The organism is Prevotella melaninogenica, assembly GCF_018127925.1.
GTDB classification, from domain to species: Bacteria; Bacteroidota; Bacteroidia; order Bacteroidales; family Bacteroidaceae; genus Prevotella; species Prevotella melaninogenica_C.
In genome coordinates, this window is sequence record NZ_CP072348.1 from 669,008 (window position 1) to 690,514 (window position 21,507).

General features: G+C 41.0%; 18 protein-coding genes and 1 tRNA gene. 1 reads left to right on the plus strand and 18 read right to left on the minus strand.

Going from position 1 to position 21,507, the window contains the following annotated elements:
• Positions 1-96 precede the first annotated feature (96 nt).
• The 7 genes from J4861_RS08265 to dnaN all read right to left on the minus strand — a co-directional run bounded on the left by J4861_RS08265 (position 97) and on the right by dnaN (position 7,852).
• Positions 97-171: transfer RNA gene (locus tag J4861_RS08265), tRNA-Arg, on the minus strand.
• Between the two features lie 88 nt (positions 172-259).
• The gene (locus J4861_RS08270) at positions 260-1,942 is read right to left on the minus strand and encodes a tetratricopeptide repeat protein (RefSeq protein ID WP_211817575.1); all 1,683 of its coding nucleotides are present in this window, start codon (positions 1,940-1,942) and stop codon (positions 260-262) included.
• Positions 1,943-1,965: 23 nt separating this feature from the next.
• Positions 1,966-3,636: a DNA repair protein RecN gene (gene recN, locus J4861_RS08275; RefSeq protein WP_211817576.1), complete on the minus strand. Its 1,671-nt coding sequence runs from the start codon at positions 3,634-3,636 to the stop codon at positions 1,966-1,968.
• A 63-nt stretch (positions 3,637-3,699) separates the two neighbouring features.
• Positions 3,700-4,584, minus strand: a complete 885-nt coding sequence (gene porD, locus J4861_RS08280) for a type IX secretion system protein PorD (protein ID WP_211817772.1) — start codon at positions 4,582-4,584, stop codon at positions 3,700-3,702.
• Complete coding sequence (gene coaBC / locus J4861_RS08285) at positions 4,562-5,773, minus strand: bifunctional phosphopantothenoylcysteine decarboxylase/phosphopantothenate--cysteine ligase CoaBC (protein WP_211817577.1); 1,212 nt, start codon at positions 5,771-5,773, stop codon at positions 4,562-4,564. Before coaBC ends, porD begins: the two co-directional genes overlap by 23 nt.
• 4 nt (positions 5,774-5,777) lie before the next feature.
• Entirely contained in the window at positions 5,778-6,632 is an 855-nt protein-coding gene (locus J4861_RS08290; protein WP_211817578.1) for a 3'-5' exonuclease, read from the minus strand.
• A gap of 95 nt (positions 6,633-6,727) precedes the next feature.
• Positions 6,728-7,852 (minus strand): DNA polymerase III subunit beta, encoded by a 1,125-nt coding sequence (dnaN, locus tag J4861_RS08295; RefSeq protein ID WP_211817579.1) that lies wholly within the window; start codon positions 7,850-7,852, stop codon positions 6,728-6,730.
• Positions 7,853-8,063: 211 nt separating this feature from the next.
• Between dnaN and J4861_RS08300 the strand changes: the two genes are divergently transcribed.
• A complete protein-coding gene (locus J4861_RS08300; RefSeq protein WP_211805747.1) occupies positions 8,064-8,465 on the plus strand; it encodes a DUF3127 domain-containing protein in 402 nt (133 codons plus the stop codon).
• Positions 8,466-9,036: 571 nt separating this feature from the next.
• Here J4861_RS08300 and J4861_RS08305 read toward each other — a convergent pair.
• From J4861_RS08305 to J4861_RS08355, 11 genes are all read right to left on the minus strand, one after another.
• The gene (locus tag J4861_RS08305; protein ID WP_211817580.1) at positions 9,037-10,404 is read right to left on the minus strand and encodes a transposase; all 1,368 of its coding nucleotides are present in this window, start codon (positions 10,402-10,404) and stop codon (positions 9,037-9,039) included.
• 435 nt (positions 10,405-10,839) lie between these two features.
• Positions 10,840-12,276 (minus strand): NADH-quinone oxidoreductase subunit N, encoded by a 1,437-nt coding sequence (locus tag J4861_RS08310; RefSeq protein ID WP_211817581.1) that lies wholly within the window; start codon positions 12,274-12,276, stop codon positions 10,840-10,842.
• A gap of 12 nt (positions 12,277-12,288) precedes the next feature.
• Positions 12,289-13,800 carry a complex I subunit 4 family protein gene (locus J4861_RS08315; RefSeq protein WP_211817582.1) on the minus strand — a complete coding sequence of 504 codons (1,512 nt, stop codon included), beginning with the start codon at positions 13,798-13,800 and terminating at the stop codon, positions 12,289-12,291.
• A 4-nt stretch (positions 13,801-13,804) separates the two neighbouring features.
• On the minus strand, positions 13,805-15,859 hold the full coding sequence (locus tag J4861_RS08320; protein WP_211817583.1) for an NADH-quinone oxidoreductase subunit 5 family protein: 2,055 nt from the start codon (positions 15,857-15,859) through the stop codon (positions 13,805-13,807).
• A gap of 12 nt (positions 15,860-15,871) precedes the next feature.
• A complete protein-coding gene (gene nuoK, locus J4861_RS08325) occupies positions 15,872-16,180 on the minus strand; it encodes an NADH-quinone oxidoreductase subunit NuoK (protein ID WP_004360908.1) in 309 nt (102 codons plus the stop codon).
• Positions 16,177-16,716 (minus strand): NADH-quinone oxidoreductase subunit J family protein, encoded by a 540-nt coding sequence (locus J4861_RS08330; RefSeq protein ID WP_211817584.1) that lies wholly within the window; start codon positions 16,714-16,716, stop codon positions 16,177-16,179. Before J4861_RS08330 ends, nuoK begins: the two co-directional genes overlap by 4 nt.
• Before the next feature lie 12 nt (positions 16,717-16,728).
• A complete protein-coding gene (locus tag J4861_RS08335; protein WP_211817585.1) occupies positions 16,729-17,265 on the minus strand; it encodes a 4Fe-4S dicluster domain-containing protein in 537 nt (178 codons plus the stop codon).
• A gap of 12 nt (positions 17,266-17,277) precedes the next feature.
• Positions 17,278-18,369, minus strand: coding sequence for an NADH-quinone oxidoreductase subunit NuoH (gene nuoH, locus J4861_RS08340; RefSeq protein ID WP_211817586.1), 1,092 nt, complete (start codon positions 18,367-18,369; stop codon positions 17,278-17,280).
• A gap of 44 nt (positions 18,370-18,413) precedes the next feature.
• Positions 18,414-19,988 carry an NADH-quinone oxidoreductase subunit D-related protein gene (locus tag J4861_RS08345; protein ID WP_211817587.1) on the minus strand — a complete coding sequence of 525 codons (1,575 nt, stop codon included), beginning with the start codon at positions 19,986-19,988 and terminating at the stop codon, positions 18,414-18,416.
• 18 nt (positions 19,989-20,006) lie between these two features.
• Positions 20,007-20,933 carry an NADH-quinone oxidoreductase subunit B gene (locus J4861_RS08350; protein WP_211817588.1) on the minus strand — a complete coding sequence of 309 codons (927 nt, stop codon included), beginning with the start codon at positions 20,931-20,933 and terminating at the stop codon, positions 20,007-20,009.
• The gene (locus J4861_RS08355; protein ID WP_013264896.1) at positions 20,924-21,274 is read right to left on the minus strand and encodes an NADH-quinone oxidoreductase subunit A; all 351 of its coding nucleotides are present in this window, start codon (positions 21,272-21,274) and stop codon (positions 20,924-20,926) included. Before J4861_RS08355 ends, J4861_RS08350 begins: the two co-directional genes overlap by 10 nt.
• Positions 21,275-21,507 lie beyond the last annotated feature (233 nt).

Genomic DNA, 21,507 nt, shown 5'->3' on the forward strand with positions numbered 1-21,507 from the left:
AGGCATATTAAAAATATAATTTATAACGCTATATCACATTGATAATCAAAAGAAAAAGAGGAATACCCTTGCGAATATTCCTCTTATAACACTCAGTGATTCCGTTGGGGTTCGAACCCAAGACCCACAGCTTAGAAGGCTGTTGCTCTAATCCAACTGAGCTACGGAACCATCATGCGGGTGCAAAGGTACAGATTTAATTCGATTCTACCAAATTCCATTCCCCCAAATTTCGTGACAATAAACTTATCTGGTAAATTTATTTGTACTTCTGCAAGAAGGTATCAGCTTGTGTATTGCCAAGTTCCTTAGCCTTTTGAATATTCTTAAGACCTTCTTCCTTCTGTTTACTTTCGCATTGTGCAATACCAAGAATAAGATGAGCATCAGGCTGAGAGGCATCAAGTTGAATTGCCTGTTGAGCAGCACTGATAGCAGCATCAACCTTGTTTAAACGTAACAAAAGGCTACCTGCTTCTGTTGGATATAAGGCTTCCTTAGGATCAAGTTGTGAAGCAATGAGAATATCCTGCAAAGCTTGCTGCCACATACGTCCTTCCACCTCGCACTGTTCACGCATATAATAGAAAGCAGCACCAAGACGTCCTTGGTTAAAATATTCATATGTATAATAATCCTGTACAGCCTTTCTATATTCTCCCATCTTCTCTAATTGCTGACCACGTGTATAGAAATATGGTGCAGACGTAGATACATATGGTGTGTCACAAAGTTCGATACTCTTATTAAGTAAGTCGAGAATCTCCTGATCATTAGCTCCCAAATGCTGACGACTCTGTGCCATCTCTAAGTAAAGTTCTGGATTATTAAACTTAGTCTTTGTCAATGTTTCAAACTCCGTATAAGCTTTTGCATAATCGCCTTTCGCATAGATAATCTGTGCCTGAAGATGACGATAAGCATCGTTTGCTTTAGTAGTTTCAGCCTTTTTTATCTCATCCAAAGCCTTATCCAATGTCCATCCCACAGACTTTGTCTTTTCAGCAAACTCTTGAATAAGTGCATTACGATAAATAAGACGAGCAAAGTTATAATGTGCTTCATCCTTTGCAGTCACCTTACTAATAGCCGTTTGCATTGTTTTATCCGCATTAGCAAACTCACCTTTTGCAACTTGTATATTCGCTAAAGCATAATAACCATCATTTGCTTGTGGGAATTTTGAAATAAATTCGTTGACAATAGCTTCATGTATATTAGTAGGTTTCTCTGAAGAGAGCATCAATGCAACAACAGCCTCCTCTACTGTGTTTGGTAAACCTATACGAATATTGCTCTGTCGAAGAGTGATATCATTCTGTGAGAGGCCCTTAACAACAAAGTCCTTGGGGTAGTTTGCATCTGTTGAACTCTGTGATTCACCAGCAGAACTAAACAAACCAATAACCTGTCCTTTAGCATTAAATACCGGAGCACCATTCAACTTGTCAGTAGCTGAAGACTTCAGAATCGTATAATTATACTTATCCATGAACTTTTCAACACTTGACACATCAGCCTTCTCGGCATTACCACTCTTTGGCATTGGTGTAATCCATGCTTCATCACCTACAGAAACTGTTGTTGCCAAGGGAGCAGCAATAGTCTTACCACTCACTTGAAACTTAACTATATCATAAATCTCATTGACACCAAGCAAGCAATCCACCTCGTGTTTCTGTCCTTTAGCATCAATAATAACAGCTTTATCTGCTCCTATAAAGGGCTTCCAAGGGCTTACAGCAACACCATCAGTACTAATACATACACCATTAGATGTTGCTAAAATACTGCCATCTGCCTTAAAGGTTGTCAATGTAAAAGCTGCATCTGCAGCCTTCTTAATCGCACCAGGTTGAGCAGAAATGTTAGTAGAAACACCCAATATAAGGGCAATGGTCAAAATTAAAGTTTTCAGTTTCATGTTCATTATTTCTTTCATTGAATATTTTTAGTAAGGTATTATTATTTCTTCTTACTTAAATCTAATAGTTCACGAGCATTCTGTAAAGCTGCATCAGAAATATCAGCACCCGAAAGCATCTGTGCTATCTCATTCACACGCTGCTCTTGGGTCAACTCACGCATGTGACTGCGTGTCCCTTCTGCAGTTTCCTCCTTCTCTACTTTATAGTGTGAACTACCCAAAGCTGCAATCTGTGGGAGGTGTGTGATAGAGATAACTTGACGATTATTATTACCCATTTCTTGCATGATGAGTGCCATCTTCTGGGCAATTTTACCACTAACACCCGTATCAATCTCATCAAAGATGATTGTTGGTAACTTCACGGCACCACTTACCATAGCCTTTAACGATAACATTACACGAGCAATCTCACCACCAGAAGCTACCTGTGCAACAGGTTTCATAGCCGTACTTGTATTGGCAGAGAAAAGAAATTGAATCTTATCTGCACCGTCCATTGATAAAGGCTTTGGTGACAAATCAACCTTAAACCTAACATTCGGAATACCCAATGGAATAAGTCGGCTACTCATCTGTTCCTCAACAATCTTAGCAGCCTTACGCCTAAGTGCAGTCAACTTCTCTGCTTGCTTTTCACAAGTGGAGAGTTTTGTCTTTACTTCTTGCTCAAGTAATTCCAGTTCTTCATCACTATTATCAATATTCTTTAGCTGTTCAGCAATGTTATCACGAATCTCGATGAGTTCTTTCTCTGTTAAAACGTGATACTTCTGTTCAAGTGTATTCAGTAAGTCAAGTTGTTGGTTTATGCTATCCAGACGAGAAGGGTCAAAGTCAATATTCTCAACTTCACTACCAATCTCACCTGAAATATCTTTCAGTTCTATATGTACTGATGACAAACGTTGTACGAGTTCTTGTGCTTTAGGATATACCTTCTCAATATTTCCAAGACTATCCAGACTCTGGCCCAGCTTTCGAAGAACTCCGTTGTCATCATCACTCAACAGATTATCAGCCTCGTAGAAAGCTGTTTTGATATCTTCTGAATGAGAGAGCGTTTCACTTTCTTGCTCAAGTTCTTCTTGTCTGCCCTCAATTAGACCAGCATTGTCCAACTCATTGAACTGAAAACGCATGAATTCTTCATTTTCCTGTGCTTTGGAAATCTGCTCTTTCATATCTGAAAGACGTCTTTCAGTTTCTTTATAGTCTTGATATGCCGAACGATAATTAGCCAGTTCCTTACTATCTTGAGCGATAATATCCACAACATTCAACTGGAAGTCATCCTTCTGTAACAACAGATTCTGATGCTGTGAATGAATATCTATAAGTTGTTCACCCAATGCACGCATCATTTGTAACGATACAGGTGTATCATTAATGAAGGCACGTGACTTTCCTGTAGCCGTTAGTTCACGACGAACAATTGTATCTTCAGGTTCAAAATCAATATCTTGTTCCTCAAAGAAGGACTCAAACCCATAGTTAGAAAGGTCAAAATGTGCCTCAATTGTACATTTCTTTTCTCCTTTCTTTATCTGTTTGCTATCAGCCCTATTGCCTAACAGCAAACCAATTGCACCCAAGATAATACTCTTTCCCGCTCCTGTTTCACCAGTAATAACCGAGAAACCCGAGTGAAAAGTAATATCTAATTGATCAATCAACGTGTAGTTTTTAATATATAGATGTTTCAGCATATATTTGTCAATTATAATAATTGAAGTTAAGGCAGAGGATAACTGTGTCCTACAAAAAAATTACTATTGTTTTATTTTATCCCATGTAATATTCTGACTGGCATTGATACCAAAGAGAATATCGTAGACCAATTCTTTTTCTTTTTGTGTTCCTTTGCCTTTATATATATTAGCCAACTCGTCCTTCTTGTAGTCTGTCCATATTTGTGGTAACATACTTATTGGACGATTCTCATGTGCTTTCTTTAATCCATTCTCCAAAGCTGACGTGATATTTGTACGACCACGTTCTGCATTATTAGCCATTTCATCCAAACCTGTTCGGTAATAATCGTACTGCAATTGGCGGAAAGGCTTCATAGCACCATCAAGATAATCGTTGATAATAGCAAAGCGGTTGCGTGAATTATCAAAAGCTTTCCAACCCGTAAAGTTAAGATTCTGTGCATTATTCGTCAAAACCATGCAGCGTTGTAGGATATCATCACCACCCATAGGAGAAAAAGAGTCTAAATCTAACCCTATGATAAGATAAGCATAATAAGCTATCAGAGCCGTCAGTTGATTATCTATATTCTCCTCATTAAACTCAATCTGATCGAATTGAGCAAAGGTGAAATTAAAGTCACCATCTTGATTATTATAGAGTGTAGAACTATAAGCTGCATTATAAACAGGTCGGTTTGCTTGAATCAAAGCAGAACAAGTAAAGAGGTTGCTACTTGGGTCATATTTGCTAACTGTAATATTAAAGTTACAGTTTATACGTTCATTTCTTTGAAACTGATAATGAGTCCATTGCCGTGTATTAATAAACTGTTCTAAAGTCTGTTGTAGATTCTCAAAGACAGAAGCATCTGTACCCTGAATCTGATTATGATTCACGGTTACCTTTGCATTTAGCTCTTGCGCAGATAATTCTCCATTAGAGAATAGAAACAAGCTCATTAATAATATCACGAGCCACTTCTGTCTTTGGTTTCTTAGCATAACTCTTCTTACCTTCTTTGTTGATAATCGTTATTTGGTTATCATCTGCTTGGAAAGTTGTACCTGGAATTCTTGTTGAGTTCAAAACTATGAAGTCAGCATTCTTCTTTTCCAACTTTCTTTGGGCATTGCTTTCTTCTTCATTTGTTTCTAATGCAAAAGCAACAATGCGTTGTCCTTCTCCTTTCATAGTGCCAATAGTTGCGGCAATATCCTGAGTTGGCTTCAGTTTTAAGAGTAAATCGTCACCCACTCGCTTAATCTTTTGTTCTGCAATCTCTTCTGGACGGAAGTCAGCAACAGCTGCACAAAGTATTGCTGCATCACAATGAGGGAACTCCCCTACTGCTGCTTCATACATTTCCTTACAGCTTTCAACATCAACTCTCTGAATACTTTCAGAACAAGTAAGGCTCACAGGACCAGCAACAAGCACAATCTTTGCACCACGTCGACTGCACTCTTCTGCCAAAGCAAAACCCATTTTACCTGATGAATAGTTACCAATAAAACGTACAGGGTCAATCTTTTCGTATGTAGGACCAGCTGTTATAAGAATCTTTTTACCTTTTAAATCTTCTATATAAGATTGCGACTCCGATGAAGTAGAGAAGAAATCCGCCAAAGCCTTAACAATATTCTCTGGTTCTTCCATCCTTCCCTTACCCTCAAGACCACTGGCAAGAAAACCGCTACCTGGCTCAATAATATGATTTCCAAAGCTACGCAGTGTTCTTATATTCTTCTGCGTTGATGGATGCTTATACATATCTAAGTCCATTGCAGGTGCAATGAAGACTGGTGCTTTCATTGAGAGATAAGTCGTAAGAAGCATATTGTCAGCTACTCCATTTGCCATCTTACCCAGCGTTGCAGCTGTACAAGGAGCAATAACCATTGCATCCGCCCATAGTCCGAGGTCTACATGAGAGTTCCACGTACCATCCTTTTGTGAAAAAAACTCACTTACAACAGGTTTATGTGTTAATGCAGACAATGTGATAGGAGTAATAAACTCCTTACCAGCAGGCGTAATAACTACCTGCACTTCTGCTCCACTCTTTATCAGCTCACGGATAATAAGGCAACTCTTATACGCTGCAATAGAGCCTGTTATGCCTAAAACTATTTTCTTTCCTTTCAGCATTATCTTACTTATTATTAAACTCTCTCAGGCGAATACGTGTCAAAACCTGCTTTGTATTATAAGTAAAATCACTTGCAAGCATCCAACTGTAATAGCCAGGATCTTTACGCAGAACCTCTGCAACATCCCAACCTTTATATTTACCAAAGTTGAATACTTCATGACGACGTGGCTTTCCTGTAGCATCCAACAACTGGTTACCATCCTTATCAGTCATGTCACACCATACTATACGACCAGCAAAATCTACAAAGTCATTCATACGAGAGAACTCTGCAAGTTCATCTATGTCGTTATTCAATACACGATCCGCTTCTTCCTGATTGCCGGGAGCATACATATCAAGTTCACCCTGCAGCACACGCCATGTAGCTTCAGTATCCTGATCCGCCTTATGTGCTTCAAAGTCGTCCTCCATCTTCCTACCACAGTAGAACTTATAGGCAGCGGCAAGATTGCGGCGCTCCATCTTATGATAGATATTCTGTGCATCAATCAGACGGCACTTTGAGAAATCAAAGTCAACACCTGCACGCAGAAACTCCTCTGCCAACATTGGCACATCAAAACGATTAGAATTATATCCAGCAAAGTCACAACCAGCAAACTTATCTGATAACTCCTTAGCCTTCTGTTTGAAGGTTGGCGCATCAGCCACATCAGCATCAGAAATACCCGTCAATAGCGTGACCTCTGCAGGTATTGGCTTCTCAGGATTGATAAATATATTTTCTCTTTCTTCCTTTCCATCAGGATGAACCTTGATAAAAGAAATCTGGATAATACGGTCGTTTACAAGGTCAAGCCCTGTCGTTTCCAAGTCGAAAACTATCAAAGGCTTTGTCAAATTCAGTTTCATACGTCTGTGTATAATCCTATATATAATCATAAAGGAGAATGGCTATATAGAAGATACACAGCCATCCTCCCGATAAAATCTATCTCACTTGTTTCTTAATCGTTCAACAGCATCGGCATAATCAGCATGAGAATATCCTCATTCTCAGGCTGACTTCCTGGTACGATTACACCAGCACGTGATGGATCAGCCAACTGAATGACAACATCATCACTCTCAAGGTTATTCAATATGTCAAGCATGCTTGAGCCTTTGAAACCAATGCTCATAGGATTGCCACCATACTCACAGGTAACACTCTCCTTAGCACTTGTTGCAAAATCAATATCTTCAGCATTCAACTCTAACAAACCTGCTGATACATGGAAACGAATCAACTGTGAAGAGTCACTTGCAAAAGGTAACACACGACGCAAAGCACCAATCAATGACTTACGATCAATCGTAACTTGATTAGGATTATCCTGTGGGATTACACTGTTATAATTAGGATATTTACCTTCAATCAAACGACATGCGAGGTTGCCTTCTGCAAAAGAAATCTCTGCAGAACGCTCATCGAAACGAATGATCACATCGCCACCATCCTTTGAAAGAACATTCTTCAACAATGAAGCTGGCTTCTTAGGAAGAACAAATGATGCTGGAGAATCACTCTTAATAGAGAAAATCTTATTTCTTACAAGCTTATGACCATCACTGGCAACTACTGCCAAACCATCTTCCTTCAAATCGAAGTAAACACCATTCATCACTGGGCGAAGCTCATCCTGTGCTGTTGCAAAGAGTGAACGTGTCAGACTATCTGATAACTTCTCAGCTTGAAGCGTAATTGTTGTAGCATTATCTGATACAGACTGCGCCTTTGGATACTCATCTGCACCAAGAATTGGGAAGTTATAAGAACCATTCTGATAGGTAACATAAATCTTCATTTCATCCAAATTAACATCCAATGTCAATGGCTGCTCTGGGAGTTCTTTCACAGCATCAAGAATCGTATGATTGTTCACTGCAAAATTGCCCTCGCCTTCACAACTCTCAAGATTCAATGTTCCGCGCATGACATTCTCACTATCTGAAGCAGTAATAGTAAGCTGACCATCACGAACTTCAAACAAGAAGCAATCCAAGATAGGAAGAGAATTCTTACTATTAATTACTCGAGAGAGAGTCAACAACCGGCTGCTCAATGCAGTGCTTGAAAGGTTAAATCTCATTAGTATCTATTTTAGTTAATATTCTGTTACACTTATTAGATATCCAGACGGCTGAAACGTGTTCACTACCATCTTTCAACTTCATCGTACAAAAATACAAAAAAGGGACGTGAAAAACAAAAATTAAGTATAAAAGTTTCGCTTTTTAGAACTATTTTAGTAATTTCGCAAACAGAATAAAGTATTAAAACAACCAAAACAAGTAAGATAAATGGATTTACAAGGAAAAGTAATTGCTGTTCTTCCTGCACGTGAGGGAACTTCAGCTCGAGGACCATGGAAGTCACAAGAGTATGTGATTGAGACGCACGACCAGTATCCAAAGAAGATGGTTTTCAATGTCTTTGGTGCTGATAGAATTGAGCAGTTCGCTATCAAGGCTGGTGAAGAGCTCAACGTAAGTTTTGACATTGATGCACACGAGTACAACGGCCGTTGGTTTAATAATATTCGTGCATGGAACGTTCAGCGTGTAGACGCTACAGCTGCTATGGCTGGTGCGCCTGTTGCTGCAGCACCTGTCACTCCACAGCCAGCTCCTGCTGCGCCACAGGCTACCCCATTCCCTCCTGCACAACCTGAGGAGAATTCTACAGATGACTTACCATTCTAATAGAATTACACTATTTTCCGATATAGATAAAGACAGACTCTATGATTTTGTAGAGTCTGTCTTTTTGAATAAACCCAATCAGTCATGATAGGTTAACGTATTTTGTTTATTATCGAGCTGATTGTCTGTCTTTACAACGTAGGTGTCTTCTTTGTAAACATAAAACCACAACTACATTTTAAGAGAGGACTGTTTGCCTTCAAAAAGGTGCTTAGTTAGCTTGCAAAAAATGCCCTTTTGAACGCTTATTAACGCCCTTTTAGACACCAATAAAGCATCTTTTACGAAACCGCCTTTATAATCCTATGATAGTCTGATAGTTATCATACTGATAAATGATAAGATTATATTTACTTTTTTTGATGCTTATAAGACTATACTTAGGGAATTTCAGTTAATTCCCTCTTAGAGCTCTCCAAGGCAGCCAAAAACTGCATTCTTTTCCTTGGAGAAGGTCCCAGAAAAAGAATATGCTGTGTTATTTGTTCAAAAATCTCAAATAATGAGTCATATGAGCACACCTGCCCTTTCCATACTATCTATGGACTTGTAAAATTATCCTTAAGTTTTATTAGGCAGCCTTCTTCACCCTCCGAGCCATCTCCCTTGCGGCAAGAATGGCAGCATTTGCTGTATGGATTCCGAAGAAGAGTAGTAGCCTCTCGCTAAACATATTGCGTGCCTTGATGCGTCCAAGGCTATAGTGTTGCTTTTGATTTCCAAAGCTACCCTCCATTACCGTAGCTCTGAGGTTTCCAATAATCTTTCTCGCTGTCTTGAGACATTCAGCTTCTTCTTTGGGTCTTGGACCTTTTCTAGTGAAACAGGTCGTTATGCCTTTTTCTGTACACATAGTGCGGTTGGCATTGTTGGCGTATATGGAATCGGCACCGACACGCTTGACTTTGATTCCCGTCAAAGATTCTTGATATTCTATACATTGCTTAAGACGGATACCCTCGTTGAATGCCTCAAAGCTGTGGTGCTCTATGAATGATATGCCGTCTATCTGTATGTTGTTGACCTTTGCCCCAAACTCTACACGCTTGTTTTCCTTGCCTCTGACAATAGGACGGAGGTAGGGGCGGTCGATGCTGACGATACGGTGCTTGACTTCCTTGCCGGAGAATAGTTCTGACTGTTGGAGGCATACCTCACGCACAGCGGACAGCCGCTTTTCTTGTTCTGCCGACAGACAGATGCAAGGACTGTACTGTTTACGCAGACGATTCCATTGGGACAGGAGTTTGGACAGGAGCCTCAGGAGTCTTCTCCTGAGCTTGCGCGTGGACGAGGCTGTGTGCTTGCGCTGCTTAGCGTATGCAAGCCTGGCCTTGTCAATATTATTATACTTGCTTCTCGGAATACGCTCTGAGAGGTGTTTACACTCGGAGACCAGCAGAGTGTGAAGCCAATAACAACACTCCCAGAGCAGCTTGATATCCGTAGGAAAACGCAGGTAGCTCTCGTAACAGGTTGCATCCGTCAAGCACAGGTCTTTGTCTTTAAGGTTGTCTTTCCATTTGGCATACAATATGCCCTGAAAGCTGTCTATGTCAAGAAACTGACCAAGACGATTGCGTATGGCACTTACAATCTTTCCATCCTTGATGGGACAGGAGGGGTCTATCAGAACACCACAGAACATCTGCATGTGGATGCTTCCGTTAAGCATTTCTATCAGACCATCGTCAGACAGACCTGTGTATGACTTAAGGAACATTAGGGCTATTTCTCCTTCACCCGAGAAAAGAGGCTTTTTGCCTCGCTTGCTCTTATGGCTAAGGTTCGTATACTCTGCTGCCAACTCCTTTAGTGGGAGCTGGGAATGAATGCGTCCAAGTTCGCTTTGTGCAAAGCTTTCACGATAGCTCTGTAAAAAATCGAACTCTGTAAAGGGCAAAGTTGGTGTTATATCAGAAATTTTTTGTATCTTCACGACGATTTATTTTAAGTTTTCCCCCGATTCTGCCCGTGATGGGTCGTTCGGGGGATTTTATGTAAAGGTACAAATAATATATTATGCTGACAAACAATTAGTTAGAAAAATTCTGAATATCCCTAATTATGTAAACATTTTTGCGAGCAATTGATAACCTTTTGCAGGCTAATTTATACTCAGCACCATGGGTGCTTACCATCAGCACAACACGTGCTGAGCATTAGCACAATATGTGCTAAATAGTGATACATCAAGAAAAGAAGAGAGAAAAAGGGCATTATAATCATCGTATAATAAGAGATTAATGACCAACTGAAATAAAAAGCGGTATTATATCTCACCCCATTAAAACCTATAATCAGCAAAAATCGCCCAAGGATTTATTGAAACCCTTGGGCGATTTATATATTTATTTAATAAGTATGTAGCCTATTAAACTGCTGCTGCAATCCACTCATATACAAAGCTGCAAACACCGAAGAGGAGGATACCTGCCATGCAGATAGCCAAAGCAAACTTAGTGTTACAGTCACTCTTGAAGGTTGGCAATGGATTGTCTGTGCGAACAATATACATAGCCTTTACAATCTTAAGATAGTAGTAGAGTGAGATAACAGTGTTGAGTAATGCGATGAATACAACTCCGTAAGCCCATGCTCCCATTGTGGTGTTGATGTCAGCACCATTAACGCCTGACATGAAGATGAAGAACTTTGAGAACATACCTGCAAACGGAGGAATACCACCGAGTGAGAACATTGCTAAGGTCATCAGGAAGCTCAGACGTGGGTTGGTCTGATAGAAACCGTTGTAATCATCAATATTCGTCTTACCACCATTATTCTGTTCTACAACAGAGATAATAGTGAAGACTGCCATGTTAGCAACAACATAAATCAAAACGTAGTAACTAAGTGCAGCAACTGAATCTGCCCAATTATTACCAATAGCTGCCAACATAATATAACCTGCCTGAGAGATTGAACTGAAAGCCATGAAACGCTTCAACTCATTCTGACGTACAGCAAAGAGGTTGGCAATAGTAATTGAAAGAACAACTATAATCATCAGCAATACGTGCCAGTATTCCATCATGTCACCGAAGACATGGAAGAGAATGCTCAACAATGTGAAGGCTGCAGCACCCTTTGAGATTACGCTTAAATAACCAGTAACAGTTGTTGGTGCACCTTGATAGGTATCAGCTGTCCAAAAGTGGAATGGAACAAGAGAAATCTTGAAGCCAAGACCACTGAAGAAGAACACAAGACCCATGATTACCAATGGGGTTGCCTGCATCTTTGTAGCGATATCAGCGAAGTAAAGAGTACCAAACTGACCATAGAGGAAGCTGATACCATAGAGCATTACACCGCTTGAGAAGGTTGCTGTCAATATGAACTTAGCTGCACCTTCTGCAGAGTTCTTACGATACATATCGAAGGCAACAGTACATGCCAAAGGTACAGATGCCATTTCAAGACCGAGGAAGAACATCAGGAAGTTGCCTGAGCTCATCATGGTAAACATACCGAGCAATGTTGAAACGATAAGCATATAGAACTCTGCTTCTTTACCGCTCTTTGCAGCCCAAACACGGCTCTGAACGACAACAATAAAGATACCCATAGAGAGGATAGCCTTCATCACATCAACAGCAGGTGTTGTTTCATACATACCACCGAACAGACTCTGTGTGCCCATAGGATAAAGACACACGAAGGTGTTCAAAAGCAAGAGTACAGAAGCCAGCGGATTGAACCACTTGCGTTCTTCAGTCTTTGCCGTTGCAAAGTCAGCAACGAACAAAACAATCAGGATAGCAATGAGACTTGCCTCCGGAATCATCTTAAAGAAATCACTATACATTTCGCCAGTTTATTAAAGATTACCCAAATTTGGTATATATGTGAAGATGTGATCAAAGATAGGATGAACTGCGTCCATAATCATATTCTCAAAGAAGAGTGGGCAGAGACCTAAACCTGCAACGCAGAAGATTAGACAGCCGATAGCGAATCGCTCGTCCCATGTAGCATCATGTAACTCATAGAACTTCTTATTTGGAATTTTCTGGAAGAGAATCTTTCCTACCACACGTAAGATGTAAACAGCAGTGATTACAATTGCTGTACAAGCAATGATTGTTGCTACACGATGGAATGTACCTGCATTCTCAAATGAACCTATGAAGATTGTCATCTCAGCAACGAAGCCTGAGAAACCTGGCAAACCAAGGTTAGCAAGACCTGCTACTACATAAGATACAGCCAAGAATGGGATAACCTTCATAAGACCACCAAGGTAACGAACATCACGTGTTCCTGCACGGTGATAAATCATACCGATACATGCAAAGAACAAGGCTGTCATCAAACCGTGTGAAAGCATTTGGAGAATAGCACCTGTGATAGCAGTCTGTGTGGTCATAACCAAAGCAAAGAGTACCATACCACAGTGTGAAACTGAAGAATAAGCATTGATATACTTCAAGTCAGTCTGTACACAAGCTGAAAGTGCACCATATACTACAGAGATTGTTGTCAACACAAGGAATACTGGTGCCCACATCTCCAATGCATCAGGCATAAGGAACATTGCAATACGCAAACAACCGTAGCCACCAAGTTTCATCAATACACCAGCGTGGAGCATTGATACTGCTGTAGGCGCTGAAGCGTGACCGTCAGGAGACCATGTGTGGAATGGGAACAAAGCACCGAGTACACCAAAACCAATAAACACCAATGGGAAGAAGATATTCTGAATGTTCTTAGGCATAGCATGCATACGTGCTAACTCCATTACATCCATTGTGGTAGCACCACTAAAGTAGTAGATACCAAGGATGCCGAGTACCAAGAGAGCAGAACCACCCATCAACATCAAGGTAAGCTTCATTGCTGAATACTCCTTAGGACCAGTACCCCATACACCGATGAGGAGGTACATTGGAATCAGCGCAACCTCATAGAACATGAACATGGTGAACATATCCGTAGAGATAAAGAAGCCAAATACACCTGAAGACAAGAGTACAAACCAAAGGAAGTATTCTTTCTTCATTGGTTCAAGCTGCCAGCTGGCAAAAGTACCTGTGAAAACAATGATTGCAGAAAGCAAAATCATTACAACAGAGATACCATCTACACCTACCGAGAAGGCAATATTTAGAGGCTTGAACCACATTACGGAGTTTGTCAACAGCATCGCATCATGATTACCTGCGTTGCGCTGCTGAACGAAATAAACAGTCAGCCAAATTGCACCTATCAAAAGTGCCGTAGAGCCGGCTACCATCACACCGCGTACCTGATTATCATTCTTCGCTACCCAAAGAGCGAAAAGCATCAGGACGGGGATAATTACAAATACAGTTAATATCCAACTCATTTCTTTAAATCAAGCAAAGTAATACTAATGTTAATGCTATAGTACCAGTGATGAACCATACGGCATACTGACGAACATCGCCACTCTGCCATGAACGGATAGACTCACCAGCCTCCTGTGTACCCCAAGCCATGAAATTAAACGTACCATCAATAACGTGGCGGTCGAACCATGCGATTGGAATAGAGAAGCAACGGAATACGATCTTGTGTGTAAAGAACTGCCATGCGTTATCAATATAGAATCTGTTGAGGGCAGCCTTGTGCAAACGTGGGAAGGTACGCTGCAAAGCATCAGCAACAGGCTGCTTCTTGCCCATGTACATCCAAGTTGCAAGTGCGATACCGATAACTGCTGCAATGATACTGGTTGTAGCGATGCTCCAGTCGAGATGGATATCATAGCTGAGACCATTAGCACTTACAAAGTGACCAAATGGAATCCAACCTGCAGTGATAGAGATAATTGCGAGGAATACCAATGGACCCCACATTACGAAAGGTACTTCTTGTGGACGACGACGATTCTCTGGGTCCTGCTCGTAGTAAGACTCACCCCAAAAGATTACGTAGTAGAGACGGAACATATAGAATGCTGTCATACCAGCTACGAGTGTCATAATCCACTTTAAAGCCTGTCCTTCCACACCAGGAAGTGCATTACATGCTGAGATAATCTCATCCTTAGAGAAGAAACCTGCAAATGGAGGAATACCTGCAATTGCCAAGCAACCAATCAAGAAACAGATATTCGTAATTGGCATGTATTTGTGCAAACCACCCATATACTCCTTGAAGTTGCTACCAATAATAACAATAATAGCACCAGAGCAAAGGAAGAGCAGAGCCTTGAACATTGCATGAGTGAAGAGGTGGAACATTGCTGCCATATAGCCGAGACCACCATGATGGAGATACTCTGCACTATAGAATGAGCCGTGCTCCTTCTCATAGAAGCAAACACCAAGTGCAACGAGCATGTAAGCAATCTGTGAGATAGTAGAGAATGCTAAACCACGCTTAATATCACGCTGAGCACAAGCTACTGCTGCTGCATAGAAAGCAGTAAATGCTGCTATCCAAGCAATCCAATGGAGTTGCTCCTGTGCTCCAAACTGTACATAGATTGGTAACAATGATGCAACCTGGAAAACACCAGCAACAACCATCGTAGCAGCGTGAATCAAAGCAGATACAGGTGTTGGTCCCTCCATAGCATCTGGCAACCAGATATGCAATGGGAACATTGCAGACTTACCTGCACCACCAATGAACATCAAGAAGAGAGCTGTTGGAAGTACCCAAGCTAACTTTGGATTAGTAGCCAAGCCATTCAGTGTCTCAACAAGACCTGGGTTTACACTAAGATCATAATTAAATGTTCCAACATAGAAGCTGAAGAACAAGATACCAATCAAGAAGAACAAGTCAGCAAAACGTGTGACAATAAATGCCTTCTTGCTGGCATGAACTGCAGTGTGCTTTGGATAATAGAATCCAATCAACAGATATGAACATACACCTACCAACTCCCAGAAGAGATACATCTGGAAAATATTAGTTGCCACTACAAGGCCAAGCATTGACATCGTAAAGAGTGACAGGTAGGCATAGAAACGCTGGAAGCCGTGCTCATACTCCTCAAACTTATAATTCTCATCACGTTCAGCCATATAACCGAATGAATAGATGTGAACCATCAAGCTGACAGTAGTAATGACGATTAACATCATCACACTGATTGGAGAAAGGCGGAAACCAATGTTAAAAGTCAAAAGTTCAGTAAACTTCAACCATGTAATGTTGAAGACTGTAACAGTTGGGTATGTACCATTTGCCAAACGACCATCAGTTACATTGAAGGTCTCGCCCATAGCTGTATACTCACCAGTATAGAAGAAATAATGGTAAGCAGTGTAGAGGCTAAGCACAAATAGTGTTCCCAACATACAGGTGCCGATAATACCAGCGACCTTGCGAGGCATCTTCATACCGAACAAGCCAAGCACAACAGCGCTTAGGAACGGGAGAAGAAGTATCAAAAATGCGTAATCAAACATATTTGTTTCTCTTTATAATTTCATATTTTCAATACTGTTCACCTGATCGCTGTGGAAATGACGGTAAACATTGATGATAATAGCAAGTGCAACAGCTGATTCAGCAGCACTTACACCGATAGAGAAGAGCGTAAAGAACATACCCTCATATCCATCAGGGAAAAGTAGACGGTTGAATGCAGCAAAGTTGATATCTACGCTATTGAGAACTAACTCTACGGAGATAAGCATTGCAACAAGGTTGCGACGGGTTACGAAACCAAATACTCCGATAAAGAACAATAGTCCACTAAGGACAAAGAAATATCCTACTGGTATCATTTGCTTTCCTCCTTCTTTTTGTTATTCAATATAACTAAGCCACCAATGATACAAGCCAAAAGGAATACAGAGATGAACTCAAATGGGAGAACATAACCATACTTATCAGCTGTCATCAAATTACGACCGATGGTTTCCATTGTAACCTCATTTGATAAAGAATCACCGTTCACTACAGTGTGACGCAGAACTTGATTCTTTAACAGAACAAGGATTACTGTACCAAAACCAACTAAAGCAATGAAGGCTGCAAGGAAAGTACGCTTTCCTAACCAACGCTCAGAAAGACCCTGCAATGTACGCTTACTTACTAACTGAATAGCGAAAATGTACATCATTGTGATACCACCAGCATAAATACTGATTTGGGCAGTACCAAGGAATGTGTAATCGAGCAGGAAGTAGAGACCTGCAACGCCAAAGAGCACAAACAGCAATGCTGTCGCAGCTCGCATGATACGCTTCGTCGACACGCAGAATACGGCTGAAGCCAGTATAATAACGGCGAGAACCGCAAACATAATTAATCTTGCCATATCTCTAAACCTTTATTTCTTTTTAGTATTGAATGTTCCTACCTTCCAGTCTGCACCACCGTCGATAAGACCTGGCAGTGAACCTCCTTCATATACCTCCTTATCAAGGTGAAGGATTAACTTAGAACGGTCGAAGACAGCATTCTCAAAATCATTCGTAAACTCAATTGCATCGAAGTTGCAGGCATTAACACACAACTCACAGAACATGCAATCGCCTAAGTCATACTCATAATCAACGAGCTGTTTCTTCTTCTTACCTGTCTCTTCGTTGGTAACCATCTCAGAAAGAATCTTGATAGTACCATTTGGACAAGCCTTCTCACACATTGTACAAGCAGTACACTTGTGATTCTTTTCTTCGTCACGCTTGAAGACCAAACGGCCACGGTGACGCTTGGCTACGTGAAGGGTTGTCTTGCGATTCTCAGGATATTGCTCGGTAGACTTTGGTGTGAAGTATTCCTTCATGGTCACCTTCATACCCGTAGCAAGTGTCTTGAGTGCGCTCCCGACCTCACCCAAATATGATTGTTTTTTATCTTCCATTCTCTTTAACCATTAATAGTGAATCGTCCAACCGAATGCAACACACACTGTCATCAACACAAGGATAACCAATGATAGTGGCATGAGATACTTCCACTCTAATTTCAGAATCTGATCGATACGGAGACGTGGGAATGTCCACTTAATCCACATCAGCAAGAATACTACTGCGAATGTCTTACCAAGGAACCAAACAAGACCTGGAATATAATTCATAATAGCATCAAAGCCATCTAACCCAATGTTCAAAGGAGCCCAGCCACCTAAGAATACAGTAGTTGCAAGACCTGCTACAACAAAAAGATTAAGATATTCTGCCAAGTAGTAAAACCCAAATCCCATACCACTATACTCTGTATGATAACCTGCAGTCAACTCACTCTCAGCTTCTGCCAAGTCGAACGGACCACGGTTAGCCTCTGCATTACCAGCAACACAGAATACGAGGAAAGCCAAAGTAGCAGGAACATGTCCCTGTACGATCAACCACTGCCAAGGACCAGTCTGAGCTTCAACGATACCTGAAACCTGCATTGTACCAGTCAAGATAACTGCTGAAATCAAACAAATACCTAAAGACAACTCATATGAAATCATCTGTACGGCTCCACGCATAGCTGAAAGGACAGAATACTTGTTGTTACTACCCCATCCCGCAATAAACACACCAATAACACCAATAGAGCTAATGGCTGTTACAAGGAAAATACCTACATTGAAATCAAGGATATGAGCTCCCTTATTCCAAGGAAGGAAAGAGAATGTACCGACAGATGCTATGATCACCAAGAAAGGAGCCAAGTAATAAAGCAGTTTATCTGCCTTATCAACAGCAAAGATTTCCTTAATCAACATCTTCAATACGTCAGCAAAGACCTGTAAGGTACCCCACCATCCTACTCTGACAGGACCAATACGGCACTGGAAGTAGGCGCAGACCTTACGCTCCATAAAGATAAGCACAATTGCAAGCAAAGCATAAGCAAGAAGTATTGCCAGTCCCACCGCAACGCACTCAATCAGAACGGTCCAGAAATTACTCAAGCCACAAGTGACGCGAAGCAATTCATCGAACCATGTTGTTACTATTCTAAAATCGAACATAGTATGATTTTAATTCTTAATTGATTACTTTAAAGATAACCTCGTTAGCGGTCAATATCTGGAATAACGAAGTCGAGCGCAGCACCAGTAGTCACCAAGTCGGCAATCTTCTGACCACGCAACATCTTATCCATAGCACCAACAAGTGTCAGACCCATAGGACGGAACTTCAAACGATATGCAGTCTTGTCACCACGTGAATCCAGATAAGCACCAAACTCACCACTTGCACCCTCAACAGCGAAGTACCACTGTCCTTCAGGAACTTTGATGATTGGCTTCTGCTTAATATAGAACTCACCCTCAGGAATGTTGTCAATCAACTGCTCAATAATATTGAGACTCTGATAGATCTCCTGAATATGACAATAGTAACGATCCATAGAATCGCCATGAGTCAAAGTAATCTGCTCAAAGTTTACCTTTTCATACATAGCATATGGATGGTTCTTACGAACATCATTCTTCCAGCCACTTGCTCTACCAGCAGGACCAGTCACACCATAGCTGATACAATCCTGTTCATCCATAACACCAACATTACGGAAACGCTCATGGGTAATGACATTATCACCAAAGACATCAAGATACTCTTGAACCATTGGACGTAGATACTTGCAGAGTTCCTTAACATTTGAAACAAAGTTTGGATCAATATCAGCCTGCAAACCACCTATTCTATAGTAGTTCTGAATCAAACGACCACCTGTTGTCTCCTCCATCACATTCAAGACATGCTCACGATCACGCATACCATATAGGAAAGCTGTGAGGGCACCCAAATCCTGAGCACAACAAGATGTATAAAGGAGGTGATTATCAATACGCTGCAACTCATCCATAATTGTACGGATGTAGAGGATGCGCTCTGACAATTCAATACCCATACCTTCTTCGATAACACCAACAAGAGCATGACGATGCATCATTGCTGACAGATAGTTCATACGGTCAGTCAATGCCAAGGTCTGAGGATATGTGAACTGTTCACAAAGTTTCTCGATACCACGATGAATATAACCCAAGTGTGGATAAATCTTGGTTACAGTCTCACCATCCAACACCGTCTGTAGACGAAGCACACCGTGTGTAGAAGGGTGCTGAGGACCAATATTTACAACGAAGTTATCATCAGTAAACAGCGGACGCTGTGTACCAACGAGTTCACCATTGTTATTAAGATTCCACTCTGTAGTTGTATCAAGTTCTACATCATCCTCCGTAGTATACATGTTCTTAGCAGGATCCATGTCATAATCCTTACGGAGTGGATAACCCTTAAAGTCGTTTCTCAAGTAGAGACGACGCATGTCTGGGTGACCAAGGAACTTAACACCATAGAAGTCATAGACCTCGCGCTCTAACAAGTCAGCATCAGCCCAAATATTGTAGACAGAAGGAATAACATGCTCCTCTCCTACCTTCTTTGCAAGCTGCTTTACAGAACAACGCTCGTGTGTATTTGTATTCTCAAGAATATAGATACATCCAAGACCTTCCTCTGCGCCAAAGTCTTCGCCGACAACAGTTACAAGGTAATCGAAATGCTTCTCATTCTTCAGCTTTGCCATTTCTGAAGCAAAGCTATCAAAACCGAATTCTTTATTTTCTAATTTCATTCTCGCGTACCTTATATATTAATTGTTAGTAGCTGTCTCATCTGTAGCCTTGCTTGCAGCATCAATCTGATCGATTTCCTTACCCAGCTTCTCAACATCTTCTTGTGTCACTGGCTGGTTAACGACAATCGTATCTTTCTTTGGAGCAACAGGCTCAGAAGAAGTAGTAGCAGCTTCTGCAGGTTTAGCAGAAACATCAGCTGGTTTCACAGCGGCAGCTGTAGGCTTCACAACAGGACGTGCAGGCTTTGGAGCAGGATTTTTAGCTTCATTCCAAGCTGCTTCACGCTTCTCCTTAATCTCTTCAGGGTTGATACCTAACTTCTCACTAAAGATAAGTTCGGCATTACTCTTGCCCAACTCACACTCCTCAGCAGACTGCTTGTGGTTTACGCCACCAAAGAATTTCTCAATCTTCACCTTACGTTGAAGCTGCATCATACCATAGATAATAGCCTCTGGACGTGGAGGGCAACCTGGAATATAAACATCCACAGGGATAATCTCATCGATACCACGCATCACATGATAACTATCCTTGAATGGACCACCAGAGATAGCACAACCACCAACAGCAATTACATACTTAGGCTCAGCCATCTGGTCATACAAACGCTTTAAAGCTGGAGCCATCTTGTTGGTGATAGTACCAGCACACATAATCAAGTCAGCCTGACGTGGAGAATTACGTGTCACCTCAAAACCGAAACGTGAGAAGTCATAACGCGCACATCCAACAGACATAAACTCAATACCACAACATGATGTTGCAAAGGTAAGTGACCAAAGAGAGTTACTACGACCCCAATTGATAAGTTGATCCAAGTTACCGAGAACGAGGTTAGTTCCACCATCGTTCAATTCGCTTGCCATTTTGCTAAGCGTGTCATTGTCTTTCCATTCATCGTATGGAAGAGACTTGATTTTTGGCTTTCTTATTTCCATTCAAGTGCTCCTTTCCGCCAAGCATACGCAAGACCAAATACTAATACCAACATAAAGAAACCAATCGTAGCAAGTGCGAGAGGTCCAAATGTTTTTACAACAACAGCCCAAGGATAAAGGAATACGGTTTCCACGTCAAACATCAAGAAAAGAATGGCAAAGAGGTAGTAACCGATATGCACTGGCAACCAAGAGGTTCCGTAAGTCGGAATACCACACTCATAAGGCTCACCCTTCGCCGGATTATATGAACGCGGACCAATCCATTTAGCAATAGCATAAGCTGCTACCACCAAGAATGCGGCCGTTATCAAAACGGTAACAAAAAGTGTGAAATACATAAACTTTATATAGCTATAATTTAATTGTTCAATCTTGCTCTAAGAAAACATGTTTCAAAACGTGTGCAAAGATACAAAAATATTTGAGAACGTGTGCAAATTAAGCAGAAAAACATACCACTTTTTGCAAACTCCACTTTACAAACGATGTATTGGCAGATTTACAAGACGATAATATGAAGTCTATCAAATACGACATGTTTACTTCCTACGACAATTAGGTTACTAATGAA

What these genes read in the sequence shown, in the direction of transcription:
- J4861_RS08355 (WP_013264896.1), bottom strand. Translation starts at nt 21,274, where the DNA reads ATGTATTTCACACTTTTTGTTACCGTTTTGATAACGGCCGCATTCTTG.
- coaBC (WP_211817577.1), bottom strand. Translation starts at nt 5,773, where the DNA reads ATGCTGAAAGGAAAGAAAATAGTTTTAGGCATAACAGGCTCTATTGCA.
- nuoK (WP_004360908.1), bottom strand. Translation starts at nt 16,180, where the DNA reads ATGATACCAGTAGGATATTTCTTTGTCCTTAGTGGACTATTGTTCTTT.
- J4861_RS08290 (WP_211817578.1), bottom strand. Translation starts at nt 6,632, where the DNA reads ATGAAACTGAATTTGACAAAGCCTTTGATAGTTTTCGACTTGGAAACG.
- J4861_RS08310 (WP_211817581.1), bottom strand. Translation starts at nt 12,276, where the DNA reads ATGTATAGTGATTTCTTTAAGATGATTCCGGAGGCAAGTCTCATTGCT.
- J4861_RS08270 (WP_211817575.1), bottom strand. Translation starts at nt 1,942, where the DNA reads ATGAAAGAAATAATGAACATGAAACTGAAAACTTTAATTTTGACCATT.
- dnaN (WP_211817579.1), bottom strand. Translation starts at nt 7,852, where the DNA reads ATGAGATTTAACCTTTCAAGCACTGCATTGAGCAGCCGGTTGTTGACT.
- J4861_RS08345 (WP_211817587.1), bottom strand. Translation starts at nt 19,988, where the DNA reads ATGAAATTAGAAAATAAAGAATTCGGTTTTGATAGCTTTGCTTCAGAA.
- recN (WP_211817576.1), bottom strand. Translation starts at nt 3,636, where the DNA reads ATGCTGAAACATCTATATATTAAAAACTACACGTTGATTGATCAATTA.
- porD (WP_211817772.1), bottom strand. Translation starts at nt 4,584, where the DNA reads ATGAGCTTGTTTCTATTCTCTAATGGAGAATTATCTGCGCAAGAGCTA.
- J4861_RS08350 (WP_211817588.1), bottom strand. Translation starts at nt 20,933, where the DNA reads ATGGAAATAAGAAAGCCAAAAATCAAGTCTCTTCCATACGATGAATGG.
- J4861_RS08320 (WP_211817583.1), bottom strand. Translation starts at nt 15,859, where the DNA reads ATGTTTGATTACGCATTTTTGATACTTCTTCTCCCGTTCCTAAGCGCT.
- J4861_RS08335 (WP_211817585.1), bottom strand. Translation starts at nt 17,265, where the DNA reads ATGGAAGATAAAAAACAATCATATTTGGGTGAGGTCGGGAGCGCACTC.
- J4861_RS08315 (WP_211817582.1), bottom strand. Translation starts at nt 13,800, where the DNA reads ATGAGTTGGATATTAACTGTATTTGTAATTATCCCCGTCCTGATGCTT.
- J4861_RS08330 (WP_211817584.1), bottom strand. Translation starts at nt 16,716, where the DNA reads ATGGCAAGATTAATTATGTTTGCGGTTCTCGCCGTTATTATACTGGCT.
- J4861_RS08300 (WP_211805747.1), top strand. Translation starts at nt 8,064, where the DNA reads ATGGATTTACAAGGAAAAGTAATTGCTGTTCTTCCTGCACGTGAGGGA.
- nuoH (WP_211817586.1), bottom strand. Translation starts at nt 18,369, where the DNA reads ATGTTCGATTTTAGAATAGTAACAACATGGTTCGATGAATTGCTTCGC.